A 23988-nucleotide genomic window follows, 5' to 3' on the forward strand; every position below is an offset into this window, starting at 1 on the left:
GCCATGAAAAAGTTCTCCAGCTTCTTGCGTGTTGCCGCTATTGCCTGCCTATCCATCAGTGTTGCCGGCCAAGCCGCGGCAGCCGACAAACTGAGAATTGGCCTGATTCCCTCAGAAGACTCGCAAGCCATGATCGAGTCCAGCAAACAGGTGCTCAGCAGCCTCGAAACCAAACTGGGCATGCCTGTCGAGCCTTTCGTTGCTACCGATTACAACGGCATTATCGAAGCGCTGCGCTCAGGCAAGCTGGATGTGGCCTACCTCGGCCCTTTCTCCTATGTGTTGGCGACCTCGGTGGCCGATGTTGAAGCGTTCGCAGTGGCGGTCACCAAAAACACCGGCCAGAGTGCCTACCGAAGTTTGATCCTGGCCCGCAAGGACAGCGGCATTCGCGATTTGGCCGACCTCAAGGGGCGCACCTTTGCCTTTGTCGACCCCAGCTCTGCGTCCGGTCATCTGTTCCCCAAGGCCGGGCTCGAACAGGCAGGTTTTGATCCAGCCACTCTGTTTTCGCGCGTGATCTTCTCCGGTTCCCATGACGCAAGCATCCTCGCCGTGGCCAACCATAAGGTTGATGCCGCCGCAGTCGCCGACCGCATCCTGGCGAACGCCGTGGCCAGAGGTCTGGTGAAGCCAGATGACATGCAGGTGGTCTGGAGCTCACGCCCGATTCCCGAGTCGCCCATGGTCTGGCGCAAAAATCTGGACCCGGCACTCAAGCAGAAAGTGGCCGCTGCCCTCGCCTCGATCAAGGATGTTCCATGGGGTGACCAGGGGCAGCTGGATGGTTTCCAGCCCACTTCCGATGCTGCGTACGACGTAGTACGCGACACGGCAAAAGTGCTCAACCTCGACCTGCGGAGGCTGAAATGATCCGTATCAGCCAGCTGACCAAGCATTACGGGGACAACCCGGTTTTACGCGGCATTGATCTGGAGGTGTCGGCGGGTGAATTTGTGGTGGTGCTGGGGCAGTCCGGCGCAGGCAAGTCCACGTTGCTGCGCTGCATCAACCGCCTGGTCCAGGCTGATTCCGGAACGCTCAACGTGGCAGGCATTGATGCACTGACATGCAGCGACACCCGTGCCCTGCGCCGCCAGGCCGCGATGATTTTCCAGCACCATAACGTGGTGCCAAGGCTGAGTGTGCTCAAGAACGTGCTCACCGGCTGCCTGGGTGCCGCGTCTACATTCACCTCGATCCTGCAACTGTTTAGCCGCGAAGATGTGGCCTTGGCCATGCAATGCCTGGAGCGCGTAGAGCTGGCGCACAAGGCCCACCAGCGAACCGATGCGCTGTCCGGCGGGCAGATGCAACGGGTGGGCATTGCACGGGCTCTGGCCCAGCGGCCAAAGGTGATCCTGGCGGACGAACCGGTGGCCAGCCTCGACCCCAAGACTGCACGCCTGGTGTTGCAGTACCTGCGAGATGCCACCCGTGAGCTGGGCATCACCGTGCTGTGCAACCTTCATCAGGTCGATTATGCCCGCGAGTTTGGCGACCGGATCGTCGGCCTGGCCCACGGCAGGATGGTGTTTGACGGTGACGCTTCGAGCATGACCGAAGCCGATTTGCAGCGCATTTATCCCGGCCAGGCCACAGAGCCCGATACAGCCCTTGCGGCAACAGACAACGCAATGATCCCGGCCACGCCACTGAGGTTTTAAGCATGAAACAGCAACACTATCAGTGGACGGTGGATCTGCCACGCGGCCCGCGCAGCTGGTTGACCACTGGCGCCATTGTGCTGGCCGTGATCCTGACACTTCAGTGGAGCGCTACGGGCGCGCAATTGAGCGTGGGAGAACTGGCTGCCGGTTTGCCGCAGATTGGTGATTTTCTCGCACGCACCGTACCACCGGATCTGAGCATCCTCCCACGGCTACTGGCTCCGGCCGTAGAGACGCTGCAAATCGCTATCTGGGGCACCTTGCTCGGCGTGTTGCTGGCCGTGCCGCTGTCATTTCTGGCGGCGCGCAACCTGAGCCGCAATCGCCTGGTGTTCCACGCGACCCGCCAGTTCCTTAATTTCACCCGCAGCATCAACGAACTGATTCTGGCGTTGATATTTGTATCGGCGGTCGGCCTGGGCCCCTTCCCCGGCGTGCTCGCGCTGGCATTGCATGGCCTGGGCATGCTGGGCAAGTTTTTCGCCGAGAGCATCGAAGAGATCGACCAGGGCCCGATAGAAGCACTACAGGCCACCGGCGCACGGCCACTGCAGGTCATCGTGTTTGGCGTGTTGCCACAAGTCATCACAGCCTGGATTGCGGTGGTCCTGTACCGCTTCGAAGTCAATCTGCGTTCGGCCACCGTACTGGGCATGGTCGGTGCCGGCGGGCTCGGCTTCGAGCTGGTGAGCAGCCTGAAGTTGTTCAAATACCAGGAAACCGCCACCTGCATCATTGTCATCACCTTGATGGTGATCGCCGCCGATGCGGTGTCCGGCAAGTTGCGCAACGCCATCCAGCGCGGATCCAGCCACTAAACGTTCTTCCTGCGACAAGCACCAAGGAGCCGCCATGAGCGCACGATTCTACAACCCGGTTGATACCCGTTTTGGCTGGAACAGCCTGGTCGAACTGGCCTCGATCACCGAACACCAGAAGGTCGCCCTGGTCACCTTTCCCGAAGCCCGCGGGCTGGGCCTGATCGACCGGATTCAAGACCTGCTGGGGGACCGTCTGGTCTATATCATCGAAGATGTCCAACCCAATCCTGACGTCGCTCAGTTACGCACTGCGTACGAGCATTTCTGGCAGAACGCCCACGATTGCCACACCGTTATTGCAGTGGGCGGTGGCAGCGCCATCGACACGGCCAAAGTGCTGATCGTGGGCACAGAGTCGGGGCGTTTCGATGAGTTGCTGGCCTTGCTGGCCACGGGGAAACCCTTTGTTCCTGCGCGCTGCAAGCAGCTGATCGCGGCGCCGACCACAGCGGGCACCGGCAGCGAAGTCACGCCCTGGGCGACGATCTGGGACTCGGCCAGCCAACAGAAATACTCCCTGCACCTTGAATGCACCTGGCCCAAAGTGGCCATTATCGATCCGCAGTTAATGCTCACGGTTCCCGCTGCGGTCACTGTATCAACGGGGCTGGATGCCCTGTCGCATGCACTGGAATCCATCTGGAACATCAACGCCAACCCGATTTCGGACACCCTCGCCCTCTCGGCCATCGAGGACATCCTGGAGTGCCTGCCGCGCCTGCATCGCGACTTGTCCAACAAGGAATTGCGCTCGCGCATGGCATTGGCCGCACTCAAGGCAGGGCTGGCGTTCTCCAACACCAAAACCGCCCTGGCCCATTCCATCTCCTACGAAATGACCCTGCGCTACGGCCTGGCGCATGGTATCGCCTGCTCGTTCAGCCTGCCGCTGGTGCTGGGTCTGGCCTGGGGCCGCGACCAGGCACGGGACCGCACCCTGCAGCGCATCTTCGGTAATGACCTGCACAAGGCCCAGGATCAGTTGCGCGAGTTTCTGCATCGCCTGGAAGTGAAAACCGAGTTCACCGACTACGGCATAACCGCGCTGCAAGCCCGGGAGATGATTGACTGCGCGATGCAGGGTGCAAGAGGCAAAAACTTTATCGGCTCACAAGCGCTATGTGCCTAGGGGGTGTTCTCAATCAGTTTGCGCGCCGCGCCGGGTCTGCTGTTGTGCAGGGCAAGACGCGAGAAGCGTAGTTTGGTCACTCCAAATAAGCTTCGAGCAACGCAGCCCTGCGCAACAGCAGGCCCGGCCCTTCGGGTTGTGCCTTAAAGCGGGCCATGCTGCGTTCCAGGCCTTGGCAAGGGAACAACCATTACCTGCGGCCTGCGCCTTGCCTGGCCCGCTTTAAGGCGACAACGCGGCGCGCAAACTGATTGAGAACGCCCCCTAGCCGGCCTTATTGCGCGGGCGCTCTCTGAGCCCGCGCAACACCTTGCGCAAAAAAAGGGGTGTCAGCCCTCGATAAACACCTTCAGCGGCGGTTCGTGCATCAGGAAGTTCTGGTGCGAGATGTTCCAGGCATAGGCCCCCGCCAGGGTAAATACCAGCAGATCACCAATGGCCAATTGCGCCACCGGTTGTTGCCTGGCCAGCACATCCTTTGGCGTACACAACTGCCCCACCAGCGTAACCGGCTGATCGCGGATCTGTGCTGGCTGGTTGCCCCGCAGTACCGTGAACGGATGGTCGTGCCCCTGAGCCGCGGGCGTGCGGAAGTGATGGGTACCGCCGCGGCCGATGGCGAAAAACTCGCCATGACTGCTTTTTATATCCAGCACCTGCATGACGTAGTAGCCACAGGCAGCGCTGATAAAGCGACCGATCTCAAACCGTATGCGGGTCGCGCCCATGTCGTATTCAGCGATCAACCCCTTGAGCCCCCCGCAAAACCTTGGCCAGTCGAACGACTGCGCCGCGTCCTGATAGTTGATGCCCATCCCTCCCCCGACATTGAGCAGCGCCAGCTGCAGGTCGTGGTCGGCGCACAGCTGGCGGAAGGTCAGGAAGTAGCTGCGGATCAATTCAAGGTGCGCATCGACATCCAGCTGGTGCGACAGCATATGAAAGTGCAGCCCCTTGAGCTCCAGCGACGGCTCTTCGCGCAGCAATTGCAGCGCGCTGGCCAGCCCCTCTTCATCCAGGCCGAATGGCGTGGGCTTGCCGCCCATGACCAGGCGGCTCTGCGGGGCCTGGGCCAGCTTCAGGTTAAGCCGCAGCATGACCGGAGCCCGCACGCCGCGTTCGCGGGCAATGCGCGCCAGGCTACGCAGTTCGGTCACGCTTTCCACATGAAATGCCGATATCCGGTACTGCATGGCGATGTCCAGTTCGCGGTCCAGTTTGCCGGGGCCACCAAAGATCAGCGGCTGGTCGGGGCACTGCTCATGCAGCCACGTCAGCTCGCCCCCTGACGCTGCCTCGAAACCGTCCACCCACGGCGCAAGGGTTTTCAGCACCCGTGCTTCCGGGTTGGCCTTGGCGGCGTAGAACAATTCGCAGTTCTCGGGCAGCACCTGACGCATGGTCCTTACATGCTGCTCAAGGGCGGGCAAGTCGTAGACGTAGGCACACAAAGGCGCGTCGTGTTCAGCCTTGAGCTGCTCGATGCGTCGGGTGACGCCAGCCGGAAGAGTCATGCCTGTTTCCTCTGTTCAATGATCGCAAGCGGGCTCGGCAGCAAGGTGTAACCGGCCTCCCGGTCGGCGCGCATCATCAGGCGCGTCATAAAGTTTTCCTTGCTGGGGAAGGCCCCGCCGGCGCACAACTCGCGCAGTGGCTGCGGATACCCAAGGCGCATGGACTGCACGTGCAGCAGGTCGCCGATCCGTCCCCACAGCTGTTGTTCCAGCGCGCCGCTGCCATTGGCAAGATGGAAAATCGCTTCGCCCAGATTGTTCACCAGCGCGCAGTAACCCACCCGCTGCCAGGCTTTTTGCGCGCTGTAGTAGACCGAACTTCGGGTGCGTTCATCCAGTTCGCTCAGGCGTTCGGCAGGCCAGATTTCAGGCACCAGCTTGGTGCCTTCCAGATCGCGAATCCAGACCCGGCCGGGTAGCCCGTCTTCAGCAAAGCCGATCACCGTGTTCTGCAAGTGCGGCTCCAGCGCCACCCCCTGACGGAACAGGCAATACAGCACGCCGCCCAGCATCAGGGCAGCGTAGGCATCCAGCCAGTTCAGCGTGGCCTGCTCAACGGGCAAGCCGATGTTATCGGCGTAACGCTGTACCTGCTGGCGGCAAACGCTACGGCCTTGTTGATCCCAGGTGAACAGCGCCATGGCCACTTGTGGCCGATACCGCTCGCGGTCGGCGACAGGCAGGTTTTCCCGGTAAACGATACCGAAGCACTCGGTGACTTCACGGGCCTCCTCCAGCGTACCCAGGGCGCTGAGGTCCAGACTGGTGGCGCTGGGTTCGGGCATCAGCATGAAGCCCGGTTGCTGCACCGCCAACTCGCTCATCACGGGCCGCAGCAGACGGGTCAGGGCCACGGCGCTGTCCAGTTCATACCAGGCATTCTTGCGCACACAATTGGTCAGGCGCACATGCATCGAGAACTTCATGAAATAGGGCATCTGCGGATGGTAGAGCGTGCGCACCGACGATGTCGGGTACATGGCCTGCCCAAGCGGCCCCAGGTATTCGATCAAACCCTGCTCTTGCGCACGTTGCACCAGCGGGTCGGCAAGCACCCGGGCAACTTCCCAGGGGTGGCACGGGTAGGCATCGTCACGCCCTGACAATTGGCGCAGCGTACTGCGCGGGTCCTCGCCCTGATGACGCATCAACGTCGGCTCGACCTTGAACCAGTGCAACTGAAAGTGAGCCCCCACTTCCGGCGAGCAGGCCAGCAAATCGGCATGGGAAATGCCCTCGCGGCTTTTCGGCGTCGGATGCAGGGCGTGACCCCACAGCTGATGTTGCTCGGACGCCAGCAGGCTGTCGGCCGCTTCGTTGGCCGGGCGTGAATGACGCAGGAAAGTGCGGGTGATCTGCAGGCTGTTGGCGACCTGTTGCAGCATCTCGCCAACACGCTCGGCGCCACTCAGCGGGGTACACAGCAGGCTCGCCAGTTCCTGGGCATCCAGCGGGCGCCAACTCTGGTTGCTGCCTTTGAAGTAAGGCGCGCTGATGTAGTGACAACGGCCCAGAAGACTGGCGCGGTCAATGCGCACAACCAACCGGCCACCGGGCAGGCGAATGCCGATGCAACGGCCGTTGGCCTGGCGCAGGCTCATTGGCAGGTCCTGCGCCCGATAATCCAGGTCCGCTTCGTTGCGCGGCAACGCGTATTCGCGCAGATAGCAATTGAGCAGGCACTCGATGGCATGCCGCCGGGCTTCGCCATCGAGGGCGTGGTCATGCAGGGAGACAGTGTTGGGCGATGCGGTATTCAGGGCAGGCATCATGCAGGAATCTCCCGGGAAGTCATCAATAGAGGGCGCGCGAGCACCATGGCGGCCATGGCCGCCAGGCACGCAACAAGAAAGGGTGATGCGATACCGCAGGTCTGACTGACCACGGCGGCAGTGACACCGGCTGCGGTGCCGGCCCACTTGCCACTGGCGTCGAACCAGCCGAACAGGCGACCGGCGCTGCCTTTGCGGCTGCGCTGGCTCAGACAACGGTGCAGCCCGACAAAACTGAGCAACATGCCGGCGCCACTGAGCAGTCGCAGGGCGAACAACGGCTCGGCCTGCACGCTCCAGAATTGCAGCGCATTACTGATGGCCAGCAGCGCCAGCCCGGGCAGCAGCAGGTTGCCCTGATGCTTCTGCACCCAGGGCAACGCCAGCAGGTAAACCAGGTTGGGCAAGCTGTAGAGCAGACCGATCAAGGCATCGTTGCCTATGTTCAGTTGCTCGCCGAAGAGCACAAAGTAGGGAAAGGTCACAACCATCGCGAAGCTGAACAGAAACTGCACCGCGAGCAGCCGTGACATGTCATCCGGCAGCTCGCCCGCCGCCTCGGTTTTCTTGCGGTCCAGGACATGCCTGGGAGCATCCTTGGGCAGCGGCAGTACAAGTACAAAGGCCAGCAACGGCAACCAGGCCAGGTAGAGATACAGGCTTAATCCCAAACCTCGCGAAATCATCAACCCGAGCAGAATCGGACCACTGATCAGCGCCAGGCGTGCCGAATACTGCGTCCAGTTAAGCGCGCGGGACAGGTCGCCCTCCTTGAACTGGGTCGACAGGTAGGCGTTGGACGCCGCCATCGCGCCGCCGAAGGTGCCCTGGATGATCAACGCCACGACGAACACCGTCAGGTTGGGGCTCAGGCCTGCCAGCAAAAAGCCCGCGAACAGCCCCGCATGGGCACGCAGCAACGACAGGCGACAACCGTTCCGATCGGCCCAGCGCCCCCAGACCGGTGCCGCCAGGGCGGTGCACAGTGTGGGCAATACAAACAGCACACCGATGGCCCAGCCCGGTGTGTCGGGCGCCAGATCGGCAAGGATGCGCGGCAGATACAAGGGAATACCCAGCGCCGTGAAGGCCGACAGGTAATGCCCCAGCAAGACGCTGCTGATCAGACGGCGCTGCATGGACCCTCCTCCAGCAGGAAGTTCGCCGCGCTATAGCCATAGAACTTGTTGATATCGCTCGCACCGGAATGCGCCTTGCTGAACAGGCTGCCGGCGCTGAGCAGGTATTTGACCGGCAGTTTCGGGCTGTCCAGCAGCCAGCGGCGTGCGTCGTCACAGTCGATGCCTTCGGCTTCGAGCTGCCGCAGACAATCAATCAACCGCTGACGCAGCGTGCCGTACAGGCTGCTTCGAGTGGCCAGGCCGGCGCTGGCAATCGCTTCCAGGATCGCAACGATGTTCAGTTGCACGGTGATAGTGCAGAACATCTCGGCCAACGGCTGGCTGCTGTCGACGCGAATCCGCTCATCCTGCAAGGTGGCCGGCAGGTCGGCGAGGTCCGGGCAGCTCGCGGCGAAGCGCTGGGGCCACAGGCGGGCGGCGTCGTTGTCCTTCATCAGCAGGCACAAAGGCTGGCCTGCTTCGAACATCAACACCGCGTTCTGCTGGTTGGCCTCCAGCGCAATGCCGTAACGCAGCCACAGCCGCAGATGAACCTGCAGCAGCAGGTCAAGGTAGTCGTCCAGCCAATGCTGCAATGACCCGGCATAAAAACGTTCGACCAGCTGTTCGAGGAACAGGCGCCCGTCGGCAAGCGGGCTGGCCAATGCGGCGACCGGTACCAGGGTGGTGTTCTCCAGCCCCGTCGGGTAACGGCGCACGATATAGGCCAGGTGACGGCTTTCGGCGGCATGCCCCCCGTGCTTTTCATCAACGTGCACATAACGCGACGCCAAGGCCGGGTCCCGCTCGGCCAGGGCCAACAGCGTGGTCTGGAACCAGTGACCGTCATACAGTGTGCCGGGCTTGATCAGACGCAAATTGCGCGCACCGAGGGTGCTGACCAGCAGCGGCAACTTGATATGCCATTGGGGCTGATCGACGCACACTACGGTGCGCACGGACAGCGTGGGCTCGACCTGCATGGCGCTGCGCGGAGCCTTGAGCGTGCCTTCAGGCAGGCCGTATTGTTCCAGCTCGTCCCAGGTCAGCGGGTGTACGGGCAGTAATGAGTGGCTGTTGTGCAGGGTCGGTGACAGGCCGACTTCCTCGAAGTCCGGCCAGTGCGGTGGCTGTGGGCTGGTCAGGGTCAGGGCGTGGTTGGGGATCGCCAGCCACTTGAGTTCAAAGCGCGGTGCAAACTCCGGAGCATAGGCTTTGAGCGCAGCGGCATCAAAACCGCTCTTGGCCCGTGCCGTCGGATAGAACGGGTGGTCCAGGTAGCTCGCCAGCTGATCGATTTTCAGCAGCCTCTGTGACCAGTCCTTGAGCCCGGTCACGTCAGCCAGTGCGGGAGCGTGCTGGTGATAGGCCTGATTGCACAGGGTCCGGTGTTCAGTCGCACAATCCGCTTCTTTCAGATACGCCGCAAACAGCGTCAGGCTCTCGTCATCCAGACCGTGGCTCAGGTGGCCCAGCCACAGCGGATAGCCGCGTTGAACTTCAATCTGATTGTGCTCCGACACCTTGATCCAGGTATCACCCGTACCGATCCAGTCCTGCAGCGGATACGCCCTGACCACCGGCAGCCAGAGTTCATCGCTGCCCAGATGAGCGATTCGCAGCCAGCGTGCATCGGGCTGCTGCAGTGCGTGCTGGCTCAGGTCATCGGGCAGCGGACAAATATGACCCTGGCTCACCACCCCGCGGATGTCTTCACGCAGGCAGCAATCGATGATGCGGCGGGTAATGAACGCCTGATCGGCGCCCGGTACAGGCAGGCTCATGCCACCACCCATTTCAGATCGCTCAGGGTCGAGTTCAGTTGCGTTTCGAGGCTCACGTCATCCGGTGCAATCAGTCGCAGAACACCAACGTAATCCTTGTTGGAATGGCTGATGGTCACTGTGTCGCCAGTAAGGTGCAGAGCACGGTAATCGCACCAATGCCCTTCCCGCTCGACGTTGAAGCTCGCGCTGGCCTGGTCCAGGCGGCCCGAGCGGTCGGCGACAAGGTAATGCACGGTTGCCGAGGATTTCGCCGGCAGTGCGTCGACCAGGCTCCCCCCCAGATGCAGCGCGACGATACGGTCGAACCAGCCCTGTGGCAGCAGCCGGTCGAGCAGGAACTCTCGGCCGTCACCAATGCTGCGGTAGTTGATTTCAACCAGTACCGGGCCTTGAGCGGTCAATATGAATTCGCTGTGACAGACCCCGAAATTGACCCCGAACGCAGCCACCTGGGCCAACGCGCCCGCACGCTGAGAACAACTGAGTGGCCCGTTCCAGCGCGCGGCGAGCTCTACAAAATGTGGCGGTGGCGAAAGGGTCACGTCGAAGCCACCGATGGCTTGCAGATTGCGACCGTCGCCCAGGGTTTCGAGGGTGAACAGCGGGCCTTCCATATAGGCTTCCAGCAACAGCGCCCGGTCCGGTTGCTGCTGCCAGAACTGCTCGCAGTAAATGCTCAACTCAGCAGCGTTGTGGCACAGCCGAACGTCCAGGCTGGCGACGCCTTCACGGGGCTTGGCGACCACCGGCCATGGTGCATCGTCCGGCAGTTGCGCATTCGATGTGAGCACCTGGAACCATGGCCCGGGTAAACCCAGACGCTGCATGCGCTCACGCATTGCCGCCTTGTTCTTCGCCGCGTAGCACAGGCGCCAGTCCTTGCCCGGGCAGTCAAATGCCTCGGCTACTATCGCTGTCGCGGTTTGCAGGTGGTCGCTGTTGGAGAACACGGCAACGGGGTCAAAACCCTGACCGTTGAGTACCTCGATGACAGCCAGCGGGTTGAACACATCACATTCGATGATGTGCAGCCGGTCCGGTGAAATGTGCGAGGTGGCGAGCAGCCGGCGGTGCTCCTGAGCGTGGTCCGTAATGACCACAATCGGCAGCCCGCGTTTGTGCACGGCAGGCAAAAACCCCTCGAGAATAGCGGGGTGTGCGACATGTGCAAGGATGACGAATGGACGTTGCATGGCTGTTTCCTGGGGGCAGCAGTTGCCCGTCCCGGGGGATCGGGCAACTGGTTTTCAGAGGCGCGGCTGCGCGGTTTAGAAGCGGTAATTGACGCCTAAGGTGAGCGAACGCTCTGGCGCGGCTTGACGACCCCAAGGGCTGGTGTCGATACCGCGGAAGTAATATTCGCGGTTGAACAGGTTGCTGATGCCCGCAGACGCGGTCAGGACGCTCTTGTCTGCCAGCGGGAACTCCCGCTCGACGGCCGTGTTCCAGACCCAGTAAGCAGGCAATTCGCCCACGCTGGCAGAGGCATTTTCTTCGCGGGTATTGGCAGCATCGGTATAGGCCTTACTGATGTACAGGCCGTCAAGGTTGTAGGTCCAGTGCTCGGCAAAGCGGTAACGGGCATCCACCATGAACTGGTTGCGCGAGGAGTACGGGACCTCGTTGTCCTTGTAGACGCCGTTGCGTTGCTTGGCGTCGAGGTAGGCATAACCGGCATGCAGGTCCAGATCACGCATGGCTTGCGGCGTCCAGAAAATGTCGGTTTCGAAACCCTGGTGACGGGTGCTGCCCAGGTTGTCGAAGCGGTCGGTCGTGGCGTTATAGGCGATCTGGTCGTCGAAATCGATGCGGTACAGATTGAAGTCGACGCGCATGCCGTCCCACGGGGTATAGCGCACGCCGGTCTCGTAGTTCCACGCCAGTTCGGCCCCCACAGCGCCCTCCTTGACGATCTGCGTGACCTGCGGTGGCCGCAGGGACTTCTGGGCGTTGGCATAGACATACCAGGCGTCGTTCGCCTGATAACCCACGGTCAGACCCGGCAGCCACTCCTCGGATTTGTTCTCGCGCTCGAACCCGGTGATGCCGTCACCGTAATTCATGCGGGCGTTTTCGTAGCGCACGCCGGGCGTGATAGTCAGGCGGCGGTCGAACAGGCTGATGGCGTTGCTGATGTAGAACGCACGGGCGTCGTCATCAAACTTCCAGTCGCGGAACGGCGTGGTCACGCCGGTGGCGACGCTCTGACGGTTGACCTTGTAGTCGATGTTTTCACTCACATAACGCGCGCCGAGCAACCAGGTCTGGCCGACGTTGTCGCCATCGATCGTGGCGCTCAGGCGCGGCTCCGTCCCCCAGACCTTGAAGTCCCGAGGGCCGTCCTGCTTGGTCACTGCCGTACCGTCCGGGGTGAACGGCAGGCCGACCACGAAGTTGCGGTAGCTGTTGTGGGCGAAGTTGGTCCAGCTGAACTCCACCGAGTCAAACGGGCCCATGGCGCCCAGGCGCTGGGTGTAGGTGCCCCAGACGCGATTGGTGTCGCCCTCGAAGCGGTCCAGAGGACGTGTCGACTGGCGCGGATCATCCTTGTAGTCCTTCACGCTGAGCGCTCCGGCCAGGTCCATGTCGGCCTTGTAGTGCTGGATGCCGAAGCTCAGGTCTCGATCATCATCGATGTTCCACTGGCCGCGCAGACGGTAGTTCTGCACATCGGTATCGGAATGCTCGCGACCGTATTCGCCGCTCAGGGTGTTGATGTCCAGCTGCAGGCCGAAGTTGTCGGTCAGGTAGCCGCCGGTGCCCAGGTAGGTGTCCCACAACTGGCGCCCGCCAGCGTTGAAGGTGGTCTTCTCCTGCAATGTGGTTTCCCACTCGCGCGGAATCGGCTTGCTGATAAAGTTGATCACCCCGCCCACGTTGTTCGGACCGTATTGCACCGCTGCGCCCCCACGCACGATATCAATACGGTCGACGGTGGCCATGGTCATCGGGAACAACGACAGACCGGTCTGGCCGTAAGGCGCCAGCGCCAGGGGAATGCCATCCGACAAGGCCTGGATCCGGCCGCTGCGACTCTCATAGAGCCCGCGCACGGAAATCTGCGGCAAGGCGCCGGTGCCGGTTTCGTCAAAAATCTTGATCCCGGGTACCCGCTGCAAAGCATCGTCCAGACCGCGAACGCTGGCTTTTTTCAGATCGCTTGCGTCGACGACGCTACGGCTGCCGGCATAGGTACGCACCTCCTGATCGCTGGCTGCGCCCAGGACGTCCCCCTGAATCGTCATGGGTGCCAGCTCCACGCTGCTGGCAGGTGCTGCGGGTTTGTCGGCGGCCATGGCGCTGTGGCAGATACCCAGCGTGATTAAACTGAGTGAAAAATGCAGGGCAGTTGTTGTTGTTTTCATTTGGGCTTCGTTAGCTCTTTTTACTGTTGGAGAGAATGCAGGCGGGCTTTCAACGCGTTATGCATCAAGCCTCGGTCTTCACCGGCCAGAAAGCTTCGGATCCCGCGGGCGCGCCACAGCGCGTTCTGTTCAGCCGTGCGGGGGTTGGCGCAGAAAGGTATTCCCGCGCCGAGGCAGGCATCGGCCATATGTTGCAGCGTTTGCCAGACTTGAGAATCAAGGGGAACAGGCCCCAGACCGAGGTCGAGAGACAGGTCCAGGGCGCCTTCCATGATCATGCCGACCCCGGGCAGTTGCAGGATTTCGCCGAGGGCGTCGACCCCGGCACGGCTTTCGATCATGGGAACAATGGGGGTTTGACGATTGGCCAGCTCGATGTATTCGGGTAATGGCAGGCGACCGAACCCGGTAATGCGCCCGCCGGTGATTCCGCGTTTACCCAAGGGCGGAAAACGGGCGGCTTCGATGGCGCGCTGAACGTGCGCAGCACTTTCGGTGCGCGACAGGACAATGCCTTCGATACCGGCGTCCAGCGCCCTGCCGATCATTTTTTCATCCACTTGCGGTATGCGCAGCCAGGGCGAAATGCCTGCGGCTTCACATGCCCGGACGCAATGCATGATGTCTTCTTCGGAACGCAGCAAGTGCTCAAGATCGAGGATTACAAAGTCGTACCCAGCAAACGCGAGCATTTCGCAGAGCATGGGTGACGGGAGGGAATTGAGCATGCCGTACACGTGCTTCCCTTCTTGAAGTCGGGAAAATACCGGAGAGGTTCTTATCACTGACACAGGTCCTTTGAGCGAGGCAACACTGAAGCCAATAATAATCATTCTCAGATGAGAGTAAACGATTTTTATTATCGAATAGCGATATACGTGATGGAGCGCATAAAAAATGGGGGCGATCGTACCTAGCTGGCTAAACGCCAGTGTTTGCTTGATCTCCAGGCGCTTGAGCAGTGGCGTGCTGTGATAGGTGTGGTAGAGGCATGAGGTCGTTCTGAACCCTTGCGATCCAAAAGCCCTGCTGGTGGATAGTGAGGACGTGAGCCGATAACTACGGGGCTGGGCTCAGCCTGAGTGATATCAGACCGCTAAACACCAAATTTCAGGCAAAAAAAAGCCGCTATCGCTAGCGGCTTTTTTACTATCTGGCTCCACGACCTGGACTCGAACCAGGGACCCAATGATTAACAGTCATTTGCTCTACCAACTGAGCTATCGCGGAATGGCGTCTATCTTACTGATATAAATAGAGAAGTCAACACTTTCGATGACTTCTCAACGCATTATTCAGATGACCTGAACAATGGCGTCAGTAACAGCTTCAATGTTGCGCTGATTCAACGAAGCGACGCAGATTCGGCCGGTGTCGAGGGCATAAATACCGAACTCGGTGCGCAGGCGTGTCACTTGTTCAACGGTCAGGCCGGAGTACGAGAACATGCCGCGCTGACGCGCCACAAAGCTGAAGTCATGCCCCGGAGCCTTTTTCGACAGCAGCTCGACCATTTGCAGGCGCATGCCGCGAATGCGCAGGCGCATTTCTGCCAGTTCTTCTTCCCACATTGCACGCAGCTCAGGGCTGTTGAGCACTGCAGCGGCGATGGTTGCACCGTGGGTCGGCGGGTTGGAGTAGTTGGTGCGGATCACACGCTTGACCTGGGACAGGACGCGAGCGCTCTCATCCTTGGACTCGGTGATGATCGACAGTGCGCCAACGCGCTCGCCGTACAGCGAGAACGACTTGGAGAACGAGCTGGAAACGAAGAAGCTCAGGCCCGACTCCGCGAACAGGCGAACTGCCGCAGCATCTTCGTCGATGCCGTCGCCAAAGCCCTGGTAGGCCATGTCCAGGAACGGGATCAGGCCTTTGGCCTTGACCACGTCCAGCACGTTCTGCCAGTCAGCAGGCGTCAGGTCGACACCGGTCGGGTTATGGCAGCAAGCGTGCAGCACAACGATGGAGCCGGCTGGCAGGGCGTTGAGGTCTTCGAGCATGCCGGCACGGTTTACGTCATGGCTGGCAGCGTCGTAGTAGCGGTAGTTCTGCACCGGAAAACCCGCGGTTTCGAACAGTGCGCGGTGGTTTTCCCAGCTTGGGTCGCTGATGGCTACCACAGCGCCTGGCTGCAGCTGCTTGAGGAAGTCAGCACCGATTTTCAGTGCACCCGTGCCGCCAACGGCCTGGGTTGTAATGACACGGCCAGCGGCCAGCAGTGGCGACTCGGCACCGAACAACAGCTTTTGCACAGCTTGGTCGTAGGCAGCAATGCCGTCGATCGGCAAGTAGCCGCGCGACGCGTGCTGAGCAACCCGAATAGTTTCGGCTTCGACAACGGCACGCAAGAGCGGAATTCGTCCCTCCTCGTTGCAATAAACACCGACCCCCAGATTCACTTTGCTGGTACGGGTATCGGCGTTAAATGCTTCGTTGAGGCCCAGGATAGGATCGCGTGGTGCCATTTCGACAGCGGAGAACAGGCTCATTATTACGGCGGCTCTGAATGGAGTATGGAGGGGGTGACAACGCTCCAGCCGATTGCACTAGAGCGGTGCACAAACGGGGAGCAAGTATAAGGCCGATCAGGATTCGGGCAACAGGCTATTCCCGGTTTTGGCCAAGTATTTGAGTTTATTTTCAGGCCACTGGTCTAATTGCAATCTTTGTGCGGATGCCCGTATCAGAGCAGTGCCTTGAAACAGTCAGACATGACCTCCATAACTAGCGGTATCCTGTTTTATTCCTGCGGCCCGAGTCGCATGCACTTGTAAAGGCCACTGCCTTTATAGAGGCAAACCCAGAGGTCCGTTATGCCCGATTTTCAGCTTGTTACCCGCTTCAAGCCCGCGGGAGACCAACCCGAAGCCATTCGCCAGATGATCGAAGGCATTGAGGCCGGTCTGTCACACCAGACCCTGCTCGGGGTAACGGGCTCGGGCAAGACCTTCAGCATTGCCAACGTGATCGCCCATGTGAACCGCCCCACATTGGTACTCGCCCCCAACAAAACCCTGGCGGCGCAGTTGTACGGCGAGTTCAAGTCGTTCTTCCCGAACAACGCGGTGGAGTACTTCGTCTCGTACTACGACTACTACCAGCCCGAAGCCTACGTGCCCTCCTCCGATACCTTTATCGAGAAAGATGCCTCGATCAACGACCATATCGAGCAGATGCGCCTGTCCGCCACCAAGGCGCTGCTGGAGCGCAAGGACGCGATTATCGTCACCACGGTGTCGTGCATTTATGGCCTGGGCAGCCCGGAAACCTATTTGAAGATGGTGTTGCACGTCGATCGCGGCGACAAGCTCGACCAGCGCGAGCTGCTGCGCCGCCTGGCCGACCTGCAATACACCCGCAATGACATGGACTTTGCCCGCTCGACGTTCCGCGTTCGCGGCGACGTGATCGACATCTACCCGGCCGAATCTGACCTGGAAGCAGTTCGCATCGAGCTGTTCGATGACGAAGTCGAAAGTATCAGCGCCTTTGACCCGCTGACCGGCGAAGTCATCCGCAAGATGCCGCGCTTTACCTTCTACCCCAAGAGCCACTACGTAACCCCGCGCGAAACCCTGCTCGACGCCGTTGAAGGCATCAAGGTGGAACTCAAGGAGCGCCTTGAGTACCTGCGCGCCAACAACAAACTGGTGGAGGCGCAGCGCCTTGAGCAACGCACCCGTTTTGATCTGGAAATGATCATGGAGCTGGGCTACTGCAACGGCATCGAAAACTACTCGCGCTACCTCTCGGGCCGTGAGTCCGGTGCGCCGCCACCTACCCTGTTCGACTACCTGCCGGCTGATGCCTTGCTGGTGATCGATGAGTCCCACGTCAGCGTGCCGCAGGTAGGCGCCATGTACAAAGGCGACCGTTCGCGTAAAGAGACCCTGGTGGAATACGGGTTCCGCCTGCCGTCGGCACTGGATAACCGGCCGATGCGCTTTGATGAATGGGAGCGCATCAGCCCACAAACGATCTTCGTCTCGGCCACCCCCGGCAATTACGAGGCCGAGCACGCGGGCCGCGTGGTCGAGCAAGTGGTGCGCCCGACCGGCCTGGTCGACCCGCAAATCGAAGTGCGCCCGGCGCTGACCCAGGTCGATGACTTGCTCTCCGAGATTGCCAAGCGCGTCGCCCTGGAAGAGCGCGTGCTGGTCACCACGCTGACCAAGCGCATGTCCGAAGACCTCACCGACTACCTTGCCGATCACGGCGTGCGCGTGCGTTACCTGCACTCGGACATCGACACCGTGGAGCGTGTCGAGATCATTCGCGACCTACGCCTGGGGGTGTTTGACGTGCTGGTCGGCATCAACTTGCTGCGCGAAGGCCTGGACATGCCCGAAGTGTCGCTGGTGGCGATTCTCGATGCCGACAAGGAAGGTTTCCTGCGTTCGGAGCGTTCACTGATTCAAACCATTGGCCGGGCGGCCCGTAACCTCAATGGCCGGGCAATTCTGTACGCCGACCGGATCACCGGGTCGATGGAACGGGCGATGGGCGAAACCGAACGTCGTCGCGAGAAACAGATCGCCTTCAACCTCGCCAACGGCATCACCCCCAAAGGTGTGTTCAAGGACGTGGCCGACATCATGGAAGGTGCGGTGGTGCCGGGCTCGCGCAGCAAGAAGCGCAAGGGCATGGCCAAAGCCGCCGAAGAAAACGCCAGGTACGAAAACGAACTGCGCTCGCCGAGCGAGATCAGCAAGCGCATTCGTCAGCTGGAAGAGAAAATGTACGCCCTGGCCCGCGACCTGGAGTTCGAGGCCGCTGCGCAAATGCGCGACGAAATTGGCAAGCTCAGGGAGCGGTTGTTGCAGGTTTAACCGTTCGCGAGCAGGCTCGCTCCCACAGGGGCACAGAAAAAATTCAACTAAGTGGGAGCGAGCCTGCTCGCGAAGTCTTCCAGGCAGCGCGGCTTATCCAGTAACTGCGCGTTAACGACGGGTTCAGTCTCCCACTTACACCGCCACTGCCGCCACCGCCTCTACCTCAAACAGCATTTCATCCAGCGCCAGTCGCGGGACGGGGATTAATGTGCAGGCCGGCGCCGGCAGCGAGCCCCAGACCCGCGCCACTTCGGCGCCCAAAATGTGCAACCTCTCCATGCTGTGATCAACGATCATTACGGTGATCTTGGCCACGTCCTTGATCTGCGCATCTGCCGCCGCCAGGGCGATCTGCAGGTTGGCAAATGCCTGGCGCACCTGTTCGGCGAAATCGGGGGACAGCTCGCTGTCGGCGTTTTCACCGCCCTGGCCCGCGGTGTACACCAGACGCACATTGGGTGCCAGGCGTGCGACATGGGAGTATCCGTTGGGCGCAGGGTCATACAGCCCGGCCGGGTTGATCAGTTGCACGGCAGGGTGAAGGTTCTTATCCATAAAATTCGCACCTTGGGGCAGTAGAGTTGGCAAGCGCGCTATTCAACCACTGTCGCCAATCCCCATGCCAGTGCCCTCGCGGCACATGCCGCAAATATGCAAGGATGTTACGCCGCACCGCACCAGAGCCCGATCCCCAAGGATGACCATGACCGCCATCAACACCCAAATGCCCCTTGTGCCGGGGCGACTCGAACAAATGTCGACCCGTATTGCCTTTTTCATTGCCGGTTTTGGCCTCGCGGCCTGGGCACCGCTGGTGCCTTATGCCAAGGCGCGGGCCGGGCTCGATGAAGCCACGCTTGGCCTGTTGCTGCTGTGCCTGGGCGCAGGCTCGATCCTGGCGATGCCCGTCGCCGGGGTTCTGGCCACGCGTTTTGGCTGTCGTCGGGTATTGATCGGCGGCACGCTGTTGATCTGCCTCGCACTGCCGCTGCTGGCGACGGCCAGTTCCATGCCGTTGCTGGTCGCGACACTCTTTGTGTTCGGCGCGGGGCTGGGCGCCGTCGACTCCACCGTCAACCTGCAAGCCGTGATCGTCGAACGCGCCAGCGGGCGCAATATGATGTCGGGTTTCCATGGGCTGTTCAGTGTCGGCGGGATTGCCGGGGCAGCCGGTGTCAGCGCCCTGCTCGCGCTGGGCCTGTCACCCCTGTGGGCGATTGTGGTGGTCATTGTGCTGATCCTCGCCGCCCTGCTCAAAGCGGCCCCGCACCTGCTGCCTTATGGCAGTGAAAGTAGCGGACCGGCATTTGCCGTGCCCCACGGCGTGGTGCTGTTTATCGGTTTGCTGTGTTTTACCGTGTTCCTGGCCGAAGGCGCGATGCTGGACTGGAGCGCCGTGTTTTTGACCACAGAGAAAAGTATCGGCGAAGCCTACGCCGGGCTTGGTTATGCCGCGTTCGCCCTGACCATGACCGCAGGCCGATTGATGGGTGACACCATCGTCAGGCACCTGGGCGCCCGACGAGTGATTGTATTGGGAGGCGTGTTTGCCGCCGCGGGCATGGCCCTGGCGACGCTGGCACCGAACTGGGAAATCGCACTGCTCGGTTACGCACTGGTGGGCGTGGGTTGCTCCAACATTGTGCCGGTGCTGTACACCGCCGTCGGCAAGCAGACCGTAATGCCGGAAAACATCGCCGTGCCGGCCATTACTACCCTGGGGTATGCGGGGATTCTGGCCGGGCCTGCGGCCATCGGCTTTATCGCCCATGCGAGCAGCCTGAGCAGTGCCTTTTTGCTGATCACCGCCATGCTGGTGGCCGTGGCCATCAGCGGGCGGATTTTGCGGGTGTAGAGCACTGCCCCCTGACCCTCGGGAGAGGGTCAGGCCGCTTTTGACCTAGAACCCCACACTCGCCTGCACGAAGAAGGTACGCGGCTCACCCAGGTAGATCCCGGAGTTGTTGTCGCTGGAACGGGTGTAGTACTCCTGATTGAACAGGTTCTTGATCCCCGCGCCCACCTTCAGGTTCGACGCTTGTGGCCCGAAGTCGTAGCCCACGCGTGTGCTCCAGGTCGCATACCCCGGGATATCACCGTACTGCCCGTCCGGGGTCGGATCGGTGATGTACACCCCGCCGGTACCCGGCGCATGCTGCTGGGACTGGGCGAACATGTCGACGTTGTACGTCCAGCGGTTAACCACATAACGCGCCCCAAGGTTGACCACCTGACGTGAGTACAGCGGCAGGTCGCGGCCCTTGAAGTTCATGATGTCCCCTTCAGCCGTCGCCTTGGTGTAGGTAAAGCCCGCATTCAGGGACAACCCGTCAAGGCGCGCGTCCAATGCCGACATATCGTAGTGGACCGAAGTTTCCAGGCCCTGGTGCTTGGTCGCCCCCAGGTTGGTCCAGCCCACATCGTTGCTGACGTATTGCAACTCGTCGGCAAAGTCGATGTAGAACAGCGTCACTTCACCGCCCCACACGCCATTGTCGTAGCGCGTACCCAGTTCGTAGGTCTTGGCCTTTTCAGGGCGCAGGCCAGCCGCCGTCGCATCGCCGACACCGCCCTGCCCCAGCTGGAAGTATTGCAGGCTGCCGAACGAGGTTTCGTAGTTGGCAAACAGCTTCCAGGCGTCCGAGAGGTGATACATCACGCTCAGGGCCGGCAGGGCTTCGCTGCTGTCGATGCTGCGCTTCTTCTCAAGCACCGGCACACCGTTGTTGCCCAGTACCGGGCGGTCGTGCCACTGGGTGCTGATGCGCTCGAAGCGAATGCCCGGCGTTACCGTCCAGTTGCCCACATCGATCTTGTCATCGATATAGAAGGCGTTGGCCTCAGTGCCGCCAGTGCGGTCCTGATACGCATGGCCATCCGCTCCTGGCCCCGGCACTGGCACGTTGTTGACCAGGTAAACCTGGCTGGCCTCTTCGTGCATCGCCTCTTTGAGGTAGCGATAACCCAGGCCGACTTCCTGGGTGACCGGCCCCAGCGTGAAGACATGGGACACCCGCGGCTCGATGCCGAAGGTGTGGTAGCTGCGCGGGTACGCCGCCAGGGTTTGCAGGTTGCGCGCGGCAATATTGCTGCCACGGAAACTGTCGGTGTAATAGGTCAGGACTTCAAACTGGGTCTGGTCGTCAATCTGGCGCAAGTACTTGAAGGACACGTCCTTGCGGCGCCCGGTGAAGCTGTCGTAGTCGCGCACCGACTGATACGGATCGGCATCGAACTGCTTCTGGGTCAGGCCGCCGGGCATGTCCGCGGTGGCATCGTAATAGTGAAAGTTGAGGGTGAAATCATCCTGATCGGTGGGCGCCCAGTGGGTTTTGAGCATCACGTCATCGATATCGTTGTCATTGTTGCGGGCCCGGTAGCCATCGCCCTTGACCCCGGAGTACAGCAGCGCGGCACCCATGCCGTTGTCAGCCGTGCCGCCCACAAATGCCGACTCAATGTGCTTCCAGCCACCGCGCTCGGAGGTCTCCAGCGTGGTGCCCACTTCGCCCTGGAAGGTTTCAGGAATGGCCCGTGTGACGAAGTTGATCACCCCGCCCACGTTTTGCGGTCCGTAACGCACCGAGCCCGCACCGCGCACCACATCGATGCTGTCCAGGTTGCCCGAGGAAATCGGGGCCATCGACAACTGCGGCTGGCCATAAGGCGCGAACGCCGCCGGAATACCGTCGATCAACACGGTTGAGCGCGGCGACAGGCGCGAGGTCAGGCCGCGTACGCCCACGTTGAGCGAGATATCACTGCCGCCGGTGCCGTTGGACGCTTGCACCTGCACCCCGGGGATGCGCTTGAGCACGTCACTGACGTTCATCGCCCCCTGTTCGATCATCGCCTCGCGGCGCACCACTGTCCGGGCGCCGGGGTGGTTTTGCACCACCGCGTCATTGGCATCGCTCAACCAGTTACCGACCACCTTCACATCCACCGGGCCCAGTTCCAACGGGCCGGAGGCGGCGGCACTGACCGTTGGCGCAGCACGCAGGGTCACGGCATCGCCATTCAACTCGTAACTCAGGCCACTGCCTTGCAGCAGCCGGGCCAGGGCCTGCTCGGGGGAGAGGTTGCCATCGACCGCAGGAGCCTGCTTGCCAGCCACCAGTTGCGGGCTAAAAAACACCTGCAGCGACGTCTGCTGGGCCAACTGGCTCAACGCAGCGCCCAAGGGCTGGGACTGGATATGGATTGCGCTCGACGCGGATTCGCCGGCAAACGCACAGGGCATCGCGGCACTGACCGCCAGGGCCAGCGCCAGCGGCAACCAGCGGGCCCGGGCAACGGAAGATGGAGTGCTCAAAGGTGTTTCAAGCGAGGAAAGTCGCCCACGAAGATTGTTGTTTTTCACGTCGAGTCTTGCCCTGTGGATCGCACTTGAGTGCGACTGTTAATGCAAACCAGTTGCAGTTGTACAAGAAGACGAAGAACTCGAAAAAAACCTGAATCTGATCCGTGATTATTTTTTGGCGACTATTTCCTGGCTGCCGTCTGCACGGGTCCTGATGGCCACGGGCAGGATCTGCGGCAAGGCCTTGAGCAGTGCATCGGTGTCATCGGTTTTAAACACGCTGGTCAGTCGCAACCGGGCCAGCTCAGGCGTGCTCACATGCAGCGGCTTGTCGCGATAGCGCGAGGCCTGGGCGGCCACCTCGCCAAGGCTGGCGTCATTGAACACCAGTTGCCCCTTGCGCCAGGCCGTCAGCGCCTGGGTATTGACCGGCTGAGCGGCGGCCACCTGGCCCTGGGCATCGACCACAGTGCCAAGCCCCGCCGTCAGGTTGACCACTGCCTGCGAATCCCCCCCTTGCACCCGGACATGCCCCGACTCCACAGCAACCCGCGCCTGGTCGCCCTCGCGCAGCACATCGAAGCGGGTACCGGTAACCGTCACCTGACCGGCGCCGGCCTGCACCACGAAGGGCCGGTCCGCGTCATGGGCCACGCTGAACATCCCCTCGCCCTGCTCCAGTTCGACACTGCGCTGCCGGCGTTCGAAGTGGACGCGTATACGGCTGCGGCCATTGAGTTCGATGGATGAACCATCGGGCAAGGTGACGGTGCTGCGCTCGCCCAGGGCCGTGGCAAATTCTGCGTGATAACCCGCAGACGATTGCAGTTGCATCCATACACCCGCACCGGCTGCCACAGCTACGACACTCGCAGCCAGCCCGTAAGCCAAAAACGATCGACGTTCAAGCCTCGGGGAAGGGACTTCGCACAGTGCCTGCAGTCGGGCCTGGGGCAACAGGTCTGCGGCGGACCACAAACTGGCCAGCCACTGGTACTCCGCCTCATGGCAGGGGTGTTGCGCTCGCCAGGCGGCCAGTTCGGCCTGCTCGGCCACGCCCAGGGTTTGCGCTTGCGCCCGCGCAAACCAGGTCGCGGCAGCGTCGCGCACGCTGGCGCTGCCACAGGTACAGTCACGCGTATCCATCCTGCAATCCTTTACCGATGCCATCACGGAGCCTCCACCCGCTCACGCAGGTGGCGCAGGGTGCGGATCATATACTTTTCCACCATGTTCTTGGACAGCCCCAAGCGTTCGGCAATCTCGGCCTGGGTCAGGCCTTCGATCTTCTGCCAGACAAAAACCTTGCGGCAATTAAGCGGGAGTTCCTGCAAAGCCCTTTCGACCGATTCAGCCAACTGGATAGCGCGCATGTACTGCTCCGGATCGCCGGTTTGCGACGAACTTGGGGGAACGGCTGCCTGCTCCTTGGCGTCGCGTAACTCTGCACGGCGAAAACCGTCCACCGCGATATTGCGTGCAGTCTGATGCAAATACGCCCGCGGCTGCTCGACCGCATCCGGATTGGATTCGAGCACGCGTACAAAGGTGTCATGGGCAAGGTCTTGCGCCTGCTGACGATTGCGCAGGCGCCGGGTCCAGGTTCCGATCAACTCTTCGTAATGTTCAAAGAAGCCCGTTCGACGGGGCACTTTCTGAGTCATCGCACGG

The 23988-nt window shown here is 61.3% G+C and carries 18 protein-coding genes and 1 tRNA gene; 6 read left to right on the forward strand and 13 right to left on the reverse strand.

What is annotated here, in order from left to right; translation table 11 throughout:
* Nucleotides 1-3 precede the first annotated feature (3 nt).
* Genes phnD through psrA form a run of 4 tightly spaced genes read left to right on the forward strand, consistent with a single transcriptional unit; the run spans nucleotide 4 to nucleotide 3620 of the window.
* A complete protein-coding gene (phnD, locus tag BLW11_RS18355; RefSeq protein ID WP_074836869.1) occupies nucleotides 4-873 on the forward strand; it encodes a phosphonate ABC transporter substrate-binding protein in 870 nt (289 codons plus the stop codon).
* Nucleotides 870-1667, forward strand: a complete 798-nt coding sequence (gene phnC, locus BLW11_RS18360) for a phosphonate ABC transporter ATP-binding protein (protein ID WP_048360999.1) — start codon at nucleotides 870-872, stop codon at nucleotides 1665-1667. The genes phnD and phnC overlap by 4 nt, the downstream gene beginning before the upstream one ends.
* 2 nt (nucleotides 1668-1669) lie before the next feature.
* On the forward strand, nucleotides 1670-2488 hold the full coding sequence (gene phnE / locus BLW11_RS18365) for a phosphonate ABC transporter, permease protein PhnE (RefSeq protein WP_048360998.1): 819 nt from the start codon (nucleotides 1670-1672) through the stop codon (nucleotides 2486-2488).
* A gap of 34 nt (nucleotides 2489-2522) precedes the next feature.
* On the forward strand, nucleotides 2523-3620 hold the full coding sequence (gene psrA / locus BLW11_RS18370; protein ID WP_048360997.1) for an iron-containing alcohol dehydrogenase PsrA: 1098 nt from the start codon (nucleotides 2523-2525) through the stop codon (nucleotides 3618-3620).
* 329 nt (nucleotides 3621-3949) lie between these two features.
* On the opposite strand, the gene BLW11_RS18375 is transcribed toward psrA, so the two are convergent.
* From BLW11_RS18375 to BLW11_RS18415, 9 genes are all read right to left on the reverse strand, one after another.
* Nucleotides 3950-5134 carry a type III PLP-dependent enzyme gene (locus BLW11_RS18375; protein WP_048360996.1) on the reverse strand — a complete coding sequence of 395 codons (1185 nt, stop codon included), beginning with the start codon at nucleotides 5132-5134 and terminating at the stop codon, nucleotides 3950-3952.
* The gene (locus BLW11_RS18380) at nucleotides 5131-6906 is read right to left on the reverse strand and encodes an IucA/IucC family protein (protein ID WP_082136270.1); all 1776 of its coding nucleotides are present in this window, start codon (nucleotides 6904-6906) and stop codon (nucleotides 5131-5133) included. The genes BLW11_RS18375 and BLW11_RS18380 overlap by 4 nt, the downstream gene beginning before the upstream one ends.
* Complete coding sequence (locus BLW11_RS18385; RefSeq protein WP_048360995.1) at nucleotides 6903-8045, reverse strand: MFS transporter; 1143 nt, start codon at nucleotides 8043-8045, stop codon at nucleotides 6903-6905. Before BLW11_RS18385 ends, BLW11_RS18380 begins: the two co-directional genes overlap by 4 nt.
* Nucleotides 8030-9811 carry an IucA/IucC family protein gene (locus BLW11_RS18390; RefSeq protein WP_048361081.1) on the reverse strand — a complete coding sequence of 594 codons (1782 nt, stop codon included), beginning with the start codon at nucleotides 9809-9811 and terminating at the stop codon, nucleotides 8030-8032. Before BLW11_RS18390 ends, BLW11_RS18385 begins: the two co-directional genes overlap by 16 nt.
* A complete protein-coding gene (locus tag BLW11_RS18395) occupies nucleotides 9808-11007 on the reverse strand; it encodes an ATP-grasp domain-containing protein (RefSeq protein WP_048360994.1) in 1200 nt (399 codons plus the stop codon). The genes BLW11_RS18390 and BLW11_RS18395 overlap by 4 nt, the downstream gene beginning before the upstream one ends.
* Nucleotides 11008-11082: 75 nt before the next feature.
* Nucleotides 11083-13179 (reverse strand): TonB-dependent receptor family protein, encoded by a 2097-nt coding sequence (locus BLW11_RS18400; RefSeq protein WP_048360993.1) that lies wholly within the window; start codon nucleotides 13177-13179, stop codon nucleotides 11083-11085.
* 20 nt (nucleotides 13180-13199) lie between these two features.
* On the reverse strand, nucleotides 13200-13907 hold the full coding sequence (locus BLW11_RS18405) for an HpcH/HpaI aldolase family protein (protein ID WP_074836949.1): 708 nt from the start codon (nucleotides 13905-13907) through the stop codon (nucleotides 13200-13202).
* 426 nt (nucleotides 13908-14333) lie between these two features.
* A tRNA-Asn gene (locus BLW11_RS18410) sits at nucleotides 14334-14409 on the reverse strand.
* Nucleotides 14410-14474: 65 nt separating this feature from the next.
* A complete protein-coding gene (locus BLW11_RS18415; protein WP_048360991.1) occupies nucleotides 14475-15671 on the reverse strand; it encodes an amino acid aminotransferase in 1197 nt (398 codons plus the stop codon).
* Nucleotides 15672-15995: 324 nt separating this feature from the next.
* Here BLW11_RS18415 and uvrB point away from each other — a divergent pair, with 324 nt between their 5' ends.
* Nucleotides 15996-18011, forward strand: coding sequence for an excinuclease ABC subunit UvrB (gene uvrB / locus BLW11_RS18420; RefSeq protein ID WP_048360990.1), 2016 nt, complete (start codon nucleotides 15996-15998; stop codon nucleotides 18009-18011).
* Nucleotides 18012-18146: 135 nt separating this feature from the next.
* On the opposite strand, the gene BLW11_RS18425 is transcribed toward uvrB, so the two are convergent.
* Nucleotides 18147-18569 carry a RidA family protein gene (locus tag BLW11_RS18425; protein ID WP_048360989.1) on the reverse strand — a complete coding sequence of 141 codons (423 nt, stop codon included), beginning with the start codon at nucleotides 18567-18569 and terminating at the stop codon, nucleotides 18147-18149.
* A 148-nt stretch (nucleotides 18570-18717) separates the two neighbouring features.
* Between BLW11_RS18425 and BLW11_RS18430 the strand changes: the two genes are divergently transcribed.
* The gene (locus tag BLW11_RS18430) at nucleotides 18718-19869 is read left to right on the forward strand and encodes an MFS transporter (protein WP_048360988.1); all 1152 of its coding nucleotides are present in this window, start codon (nucleotides 18718-18720) and stop codon (nucleotides 19867-19869) included.
* 45 nt (nucleotides 19870-19914) lie between these two features.
* Here BLW11_RS18430 and BLW11_RS18435 read toward each other — a convergent pair whose 3' ends face one another.
* The 3 genes from BLW11_RS18435 to BLW11_RS18445 form a co-directional block, all read right to left on the reverse strand.
* The gene (locus tag BLW11_RS18435; protein ID WP_048360987.1) at nucleotides 19915-22329 is read right to left on the reverse strand and encodes a TonB-dependent siderophore receptor; all 2415 of its coding nucleotides are present in this window, start codon (nucleotides 22327-22329) and stop codon (nucleotides 19915-19917) included.
* A 156-nt stretch (nucleotides 22330-22485) separates the two neighbouring features.
* A complete protein-coding gene (locus BLW11_RS18440; protein ID WP_048360986.1) occupies nucleotides 22486-23463 on the reverse strand; it encodes a FecR family protein in 978 nt (325 codons plus the stop codon).
* 23 nt (nucleotides 23464-23486) lie between these two features.
* Nucleotides 23487-23981 carry a sigma-70 family RNA polymerase sigma factor gene (locus BLW11_RS18445; protein ID WP_048360985.1) on the reverse strand — a complete coding sequence of 165 codons (495 nt, stop codon included), beginning with the start codon at nucleotides 23979-23981 and terminating at the stop codon, nucleotides 23487-23489.
* Nucleotides 23982-23988: the final 7 nt, after the last annotated feature.

The organism is Pseudomonas deceptionensis (genome assembly GCF_900106095.1).
In the GTDB taxonomy this organism is placed as follows: Bacteria; Pseudomonadota; Gammaproteobacteria; order Pseudomonadales; family Pseudomonadaceae; genus Aquipseudomonas; species Aquipseudomonas deceptionensis.